The following is a 7824-nucleotide window of genomic DNA, read 5'->3' on the forward strand; positions in this document are numbered from 1 at the left end:
ACTGAGGACACATATCGGAAAGAATAACAAAACTTTATAACGAGTAGTTTGTAAGAGGTACTATAATGAAAAAAGATATCCATCCTAATTACGTTGAAACAACTATTACTTGTGCATGCGGCAATGTTATCCATACACGGTCTACCGAAAAGGATATCAAAGTTGAAATTTGCTCTTCCTGTCATCCCTTTTTTACCGGTAAGCAAAAGCTTGTTGATACAGCCGGACGGATTGACCGCTTTAAGAAGCGCTATAATTTGAAAGACTAAGAGTTCTGCTGTTTTATAGAGGTCAAAACACAAAAATATCCAATTTTTGTGTTTTGTGAGTATAGGGTTGATCATGGCGCAGAAAATATCAAAACGATATACAACCGGTGAAGAAATTCTGAATGCAATAACACACGGCATCGGAGTTTTGCTTTCCATTGCTGCGTTAGTCCTGTTGATTGTCAGAGCTGTTATGTATGCTCCGGATGAGTATAAAGCACAGTGTATTATTGGGTTTACCATCTTTGGGGCATCGCTTATAATCCTCTATCTATTCTCGACATTGTATCATGCATTACCGCTTGGTACTAAAAAGCTCTTTGGTATTTTTGACCACTGTTCCATTTATATTCTCATTGCAGGTACTTATACCGCCTATTGTTTAACAGCCTTACGCGGTGCAGTCGGTTGGCTTATCTTTGGTATTATTTGGGGACTTGCTGTTGTAGGTATTGTGCTGTATGCAGTATTCGGCAGCCGGGTACGTGTGTTATCTGTTATTACCTATATTCCAATGGGATGGCTTATTATTTTTGCTGCAAAACCCTTGAAGGAACAACTTTCATTGCTGAGTTTCCGCTATTTAGTTGTCGGAGGACTTGTGTATACGGTCGGCTGTGTCTTTTATGCAATGAAGAAAGTGAAATGGATGCACGGTATTTGGCATCTGTTTGTGCTTGGCGGCAGCATTATGCACTTCTTTTCTATTTACTATAGCATTTAGGTCTTTCGTAGAAGATGCTCACGCGGTTGCTTTTACCCCGGTATTCTTCTATAATACATACATCATGAAAACAGAGTATTTTACCGTTACCGGAATGAGCTGTGCAGCGTGTTCTGCGCATGTAGAAAAAGCAGTTGCAAAGCTCGAAGGCGTAAAATCGGTTCAAGTTAATCTTTTAACAAAGCGAATGGCAGTTCAATATGTTCCCGAACAGCTCACCGCAGAAGCTATTATACAAACCGTGGTCAAAAGCGGATATGGAGCTTTTCTTTTTGATCAGAAAAGCACGCAGCCTGCAGCGGCTCCGGATAACCAAACCGCAGAGGCGGAAAAAAAGCAATTTACCACCTCTCTCATTTTTTTACTTCCGCTGATGTATGTTTCCATGGGCAAGATGATAGGCTTACTGCTTCCGGCATTCCTTATCGGTACAGAAAACGCAGTACTTTTTGTACTGACACAGTTTTTGCTGGCATTACCGGTGTTGATTTTCAACCGGCGTTTTTTTAGTAACGGGTTTACTGCACTGATTCACGGGGCGCCGAATATGAACAGTTTGATTGCGGTGGGATCAGGAGCAGCGGTGGTCTACGGCATCTTCGCGCTTTACCGTATCGGTTATGGGTTGGGGCACGGCGACCTTGTAGTGGTACAGCACTATATCAAAGACCTCTATTTTGAATCTTCAGCGATGATATTAACGCTTATTTCTTTGGGAAAATTCCTTGAAGCGCGGGCAAAAAAACGCACCTCTGAGGCATTAACAAAGCTGATACAGCTCCGTCCTCCTACAGCGCAGGTGATACGGAATGGCATAGAAGCAGAAATACCCGTTGAAGACATCATACTGGGCGATACAATCGTCATACGTCCCGGACAAACCGTACCGGTAGACGGAACAATTCTCGACGGAAGCAGCTCGCTTGATGAATCGGCAGTAACCGGAGAAAGTATACCGGTAGAAAAGACCGTGGGCGATACTGTCATCAGCGCCTCTCACAACCTTTCTGGCTCATTTATCTTCCGCGCAGACAGAGTCGGCAGCGATACAACCCTCGCCCGCATTATTACGCTCGTAGAAGAAGCTGCTTCGACAAAAGCCCCGGTGGCAAAACTTGCGGATACAATCAGCGGCTATTTTGTACCGATTGTTATGGGAATTTCGCTGATTGCCTTCCTCGGATGGCTCATTGCCGGCGCTCCGTTTGAATTTGCTCTTTCCACCGCTATTTCCGTGCTGGTTATTTCCTGCCCTTGTGCACTCGGTCTTGCCACTCCCACAGCCATTATGGCAGGTACGGGCAGGGGCGCTCAGTTCGGTATTCTGATCCGCTCAGCAGAGGGACTTGAGCTTGCGCATAAAATTTCAGCCGTTCTATTGGATAAAACAGGCACGATCACCGAGGGCAAACCGAGCTTACAGCATATCGAAGTTTTTTCCGAAACCTATACGGCAAATGATATTTTATGGATTGCCTACAGTTTGGAATACTTATCCGAACATCCGCTTGCACATGCTATAATTACTGCTGCTGAACAGCAAGAACTTTCGCCTATTAAAATACAAGGCTTTACTGCTCTGCATGGAAAAGGAATTTATGGTACAGCTGCATTGCATAGATATATAGGGAATGATTTAGCCGGCAATCTGACGGTAGGCGCCGGTAATGTTAAGCTCTGCAAAGAACTGGGAGTACCGGTGTCGGATCACATTATGACTCGGCTAACGGAATCGGCTGAAAATGGGGCATCCCCCTTGCTCATTACCATTGGGGATGAGTGTGCCGGACTGATTACCGTTGCCGATACCATAAAAGAAGGAAGCATCCGCGCTATAAAAGACTTCCGCGAAATGGGCATCCATACGGTAATGCTGACCGGAGACAATAAAAACACAGCGGAAGCTATTCAAAAAATGGTTGGTGTTGACGAATACGCAGCGGAATTGCTGCCTCAAGATAAACAAACAAAGCTGGAACACTACCGAAAACTTGGCTTTTCTCCGGCGTTTATCGGCGACGGTATTAACGATGCCCCGGCGCTGACCGCAGCAGATGTCGGGATTGCAATCGGCGGCGGCACCGATATTGCAATGGAAAGCGCTGATATTGTGCTGATGAACAGCAGCCTTGAAACCGCAGTTACGGCAATTCAGCTGAGCAAGGCCGTTATGAAAACGATCAAACAAAATCTCTTTTGGGCGCTCTTTTATAATTCACTCTGTATTCCGCTCGCCGCCGGGGTGTTTTATACCCTCTTCGGGTTAAAATTGAGTCCGATGTTTGCGGCAGCAGCAATGAGCTTTAGTTCGGTGTCGGTAGTAACCAATGCGCTCAGACTGAATAGGTTCCGTCCAAAGAATGGACAAACGGCTCATAGCCGGCGGCATTCCGAAGCAGTCTGTACAGCAGCACTCGAAGCTCAGAGCGGACAGCTTCAAGAAAAAGAAGCGACAGCATCTCAGCCGTGTACAACAACCTGCTGTTCCGCTGCTCAAACGCAGACAACCGCACTAAACGCCCATCTTCCCGGCGAAAATTACAGCACCGATACAAAGGATGCTGATAAAGATACTGATAAAGATACTGATATGAAGGAGAATACCTCTATGGAAAAGACTACCGTATTAACTGTTGAAGGCATGTCATGCGGGCATTGCTCTGCCCGTGTAGAAAAAGCATTGAACGCGATTGCCGGTGTTTCTGCAACCGTTGATCTACAAGCAAAAACCGCAACCGTTACGCATCCCGATGCAGTAGGCGCTGATGCACTTACCGCAGCTGTTACCGATGCCGGATATTCCGTTACTGCCGTACAATAAGTTGCCATTGTTAAGAGAGTAATGCCGCTTCCAGTACGGTTAAGCCGGTTACTCCAGCTTATATTGCAAAAGTAATATTCGCAGCGCTTCTCGGTTTGCGACACCGAAGTACTTGCAGGCTGCTGCCATGTCTTTTTTGACCACAGAGGTGCTGACGCAATACTGATTTCCCAGTGTTTCGTATGTTTCGCCTTGTTTAATGGAACCGAGGATAAAGGAAATTTGCCGTTCCGAAAGCTCATAATCCGATAGTTTTAAGGTTGAGCCTTTCGGCGGTAGTGTAATTGAAGCTGTTACCGTTTCATTCGGCAGCAATAAATACGATAGTTTTCCTTCGAGTTTTTGATACAGTGTGGCACAGGCTGTAAGCCCGAATAGTGTCCCTAAAATTTCAAATACAACGAATGTAAATCCGAGAACAGGCCAGATTGTTACGATGACAAGCAGCCAGTAAATGCTGAGTATAATCATCTTTTTTTTGAGATTGACAGCAAATTCTCCATTAACAAAACAGAGGATAATACCGATGCAAAACATCGAAGTTCCAATTCCCATAAAGCCGACCAGGACGGCATTTCCTGCTTCGATAAAAAAAACGATATAAGTTAAGAGCTTTTTTTCGGGATGAATGATAAGGATAAGGGAAAGACACACGCAGAAAGCATTTAACGCGGCTTTGATCCAATTCATATGCGGTATAACAGATATGTATGGAATAGCCACATTGATATTCATTACCATTGCAAAGGTCATAATACCGGCATTTAAAATATATAAGAGCCGCTCGGGAGTTTGTTTTTTAGCCATAATCGGCAGTATCATATCAAAAATAATACAATAATTCTAGAGTTTCAATGGATTACAGTGCTGCCCGATAGAATAACCATGGTTCTTTTTGGGCAACTGAGGTTCTTTTTGAGTGAAAAACCTTTCTTTATAGAAGTTTTTTGCTATTATATTTTAATTTCTTTTCGATAAAAAGAGGAACTGTTTTATGCGTAAATGCTATACTGTTTTAACCGGAATATTTTTTGTTCTTTTGTTTACAACTTGTAAGCAGTTTACCACAGATATAGATGAATATTTAAGCTATTGGGCGGCAGAAGCTTTTATCAAAAGCTCAAACATCGAAGCGGCAACGCAAACCGATATAACCGGCATGGTAAGTGTCGCTTCTGCAAACGATGTTACCGTTACACTGAAAGTGCAGAATCCCAAGTCGTTCCGGTTTGTGATGCCTTCTTCTTCCGAAACAAGAAATATTGTGAACTTTGCACACCTTACCGGAGCAATGCCTGCTGTAGGCACCGATTATGAGTTACAGCAAATTGCAGGGGATACGCTCAATCTTATCTATAAAGCAGGATTTTTAAAAAACTATGAATGGGGGCGGCAAGATCTATCATCCACCATTAAACTCTATGCCGATGACGGCAGACCGTTTAAACAAACCTTTACCGTTAATATAAAGGCAAATACACCGCCTCCGCTTCCTGTTTTTACGGTTGCAAAGACAGCCGGAACACCGGCTTATTATGTACTGTGTATCAGGGTGCCGGAAATGGATGCGCCAGTGCAGGGAGGTCTGTTGCATAAAGACCTTACACGTATTGAAATAAACGGTACGAGTTATGCATTGTCGGTAAACGAGAGACAGCATGCGTTTGTAAAACCGGAAGATGGGAACTTTATTACCGCCGGAGAAGTAGAACGCATCCCCGAACCGGATGCCTCTCCTGTCCCGGCAGGCGGCTGGGTACTGTATTACAAGACTGATGTTGCGGTAAAAGAAGGAGCCGTAAAAAAAGAATATACGGTGCGCCTGGCGGATGCGGGCGGGCTTGTTTCGCAGATATTGAATGCAAGTACAAAGCCGAATAAAGCGGAACATGAAAATATTCATATTACAAAAGGGAACCTCTTTGGCGGAAGCGGCTCGGAAAGTAACCCTGTCGTCATCGGTACCAACAGTGAAGGAGCAGAACTGGCGATATCCTCCCCAACGGCAAACACGACGGTACACTGTACGGTAAGCGAGATAGGCGGTTCCGTTACAAGATACAACGGCAATCCCGTTACTATACCGCTTCCTTTGAATGGTGCCGGTGAAAAGAAGTACAAGCTGGAGTATTACACAGACGGTGAGGGCTTTGCTGCGACACCGGTAAAGACGGTTTATTACCGGATTGCTGTTATACACACGGTAACCTTTGATGCAAACGGAGGAACCTATGAGGGCGGTGCTACTGCAGTTTCTAAGACTGCCCTGCACGGTACGGCAATTTCAGAACCCAACCCGCTGCCGAAAAAAACAGGCTATGGACTGACCGGTTGGTATAAAGACGCTGCCTGTTCGGCTGGTCAAGCATGGAACTCTGCAACAGACACGGTAACCGGCGATATAACGCTGTATGCGCAGTGGACGGCAGGTGTCGTGTCATATAAGGTAGAACATTATAAGGAAAAACTTGATGGTACATACCCCGACACAGCTGACGATACAGAAATCAAACCCGGCATAACGGGGCAGCCTGCTTTGTATGATCCAAAGACGGACGAAGGTTTTACGTATCAATCCGGTCTTACCGAGATAAACGGCATCCAGCAATCGTTCGGACTTATTGCAGGCGATAGGAGTACCGTTGTAAAGCTCTATTATCAGCGCAATACAATAACCGTAACGTTCAAGCTGAACGGCGGACAAGTCGGCGGAAATACGAGCGATGTAACAAGAACCGGCAAGTACGGTGCAACGTTCACGGCTCCTACTGCAAGCTGGACAGGTCATAGATTTAGCGGCTGGAATCCTCCGCTGTCTGCAGGTTCAACGTTCCCAGCAGAAGAGAATACTGAATACACCGCACGATGGGATTTAAATTCTTACCTCGTAACCTACACAGTAGACGGAGCGGGCGGGAAGATCAAAATAGGTTCGGGGAATCCGACAACGAACAGCACCATTTCAGTTACACACGGCGGAAACGTAACCTTTACCGCGGATCCCGATACCGGCTATGAAGTGGAAAAATGGATGGTCGGCGGTAACACAGTATCCGGTAATACAAGTACAAGTTATGAGCTTTCCACTGTAACCGAAGCTAAAACCGTAACGGTGAAGTTTAAGAAGAAGAGCTACGATGTAACATTCAGCGTAGAAAACAGTGTGGGAGGAACGCTTAAAGCAAAGCCTGAGGGCGGCACTGAGAAGACAACAAGCACAACAGATACCGTTTCAGTTGAGTACGGAAAGAAGGTAACCTTTACCGCGGATCCCGCTGAAGGCTATGAAGTAGAGAGCTGGACAGGTGCAACGGCAGATCATTCTAACAGTACAACTGCAAAACTTTTAAACGTAACCACTGATAACATAAACGTAATGGTGAAGTTTAAGAAGAAAACCTACACCGTGACATTCAGCATAGCGGCCGGAGAGGGACAACTTCGAGGTGAGGGTGGCGTATATGTTGATATGGCAACCGGAAGCACTCCTGTATTCCTTACCATACCGCACGGCGGAAGCGTAAGCTTTACCGCAACGCCGACCGCATCAGGATCATGGAAAATTGCAGGCTGGACAAAGGGCGCTGACGCAGTAAACGGAACGAATAGCACCTATACGCTTTCCAACGTAACCAGCGATACAACCGTAACGGTCAAGTTTTACCAGTCTGAAATAGACGGTACAGCCTCAATGGCATGGCGAGCTCTTTTGAACGCGGTCAGCAACGCACCCGCAAACGCGACGATCAAAATCAGCGGCACGATACAGGCGACGAGTGATGGCGGCAACAACGGTGAAATCGTTATCAACAAAAACCTGACGATTAAAAAGGCGGACGGTGCATCATCCGCCGTGATGGACGCGAACAAAGGCACCGGCAGCAAACCGAAGCACCGCATCTTCAAAGTGGAAAGTGGCAAAACGCTCACGCTTGACAACCTGACGCTCAAAGGCGGAAAGGCAGACGGGACACAAGATGCGGATAACTATGGCGGCGCGATCTATGCAA

At 45.8% G+C, this 7824-nt stretch carries 5 protein-coding genes; 4 read left to right on the forward strand and 1 reads right to left on the reverse strand.

Annotated elements, in window-relative coordinates:
* Window positions 1–65 precede the first annotated feature (65 nt).
* From rpmE to ACTTJ8_RS06770, 3 genes are all read left to right on the forward strand, one after another.
* Window positions 66–269, forward strand: coding sequence for a 50S ribosomal protein L31 (gene rpmE, locus ACTTJ8_RS06760; RefSeq protein ID WP_442720704.1), 204 nt, complete (start codon window positions 66–68; stop codon window positions 267–269).
* Between the two features lie 73 nt (window positions 270–342).
* Window positions 343–993, forward strand: coding sequence for a PAQR family membrane homeostasis protein TrhA (gene trhA, locus ACTTJ8_RS06765; protein ID WP_442719550.1), 651 nt, complete (start codon window positions 343–345; stop codon window positions 991–993).
* 64 nt (window positions 994–1057) lie between these two features.
* Window positions 1058–3814, forward strand: a complete 2757-nt coding sequence (locus ACTTJ8_RS06770; protein WP_442720705.1) for a heavy metal translocating P-type ATPase — start codon at window positions 1058–1060, stop codon at window positions 3812–3814.
* A 48-nt stretch (window positions 3815–3862) separates the two neighbouring features.
* Here the strand turns inward: ACTTJ8_RS06770 and ACTTJ8_RS06775 are convergent, their stop codons facing one another.
* The gene (locus ACTTJ8_RS06775; protein WP_442719552.1) at window positions 3863–4621 is read right to left on the reverse strand and encodes a hypothetical protein; all 759 of its coding nucleotides are present in this window, start codon (window positions 4619–4621) and stop codon (window positions 3863–3865) included.
* A gap of 187 nt (window positions 4622–4808) precedes the next feature.
* On the opposite strand from ACTTJ8_RS06775, the gene ACTTJ8_RS06780 reads away from it, so the two are divergent.
* Window positions 4809–7824 (forward strand): InlB B-repeat-containing protein (locus tag ACTTJ8_RS06780; RefSeq protein ID WP_442719553.1); only part of this gene is annotated, 3016 nt, incomplete at its 3' end.

It is taken from the genome of Treponema sp., from assembly GCF_052169735.1.
Classification (GTDB): domain Bacteria; phylum Spirochaetota; class Spirochaetia; order Treponematales; family Treponemataceae; genus Treponema.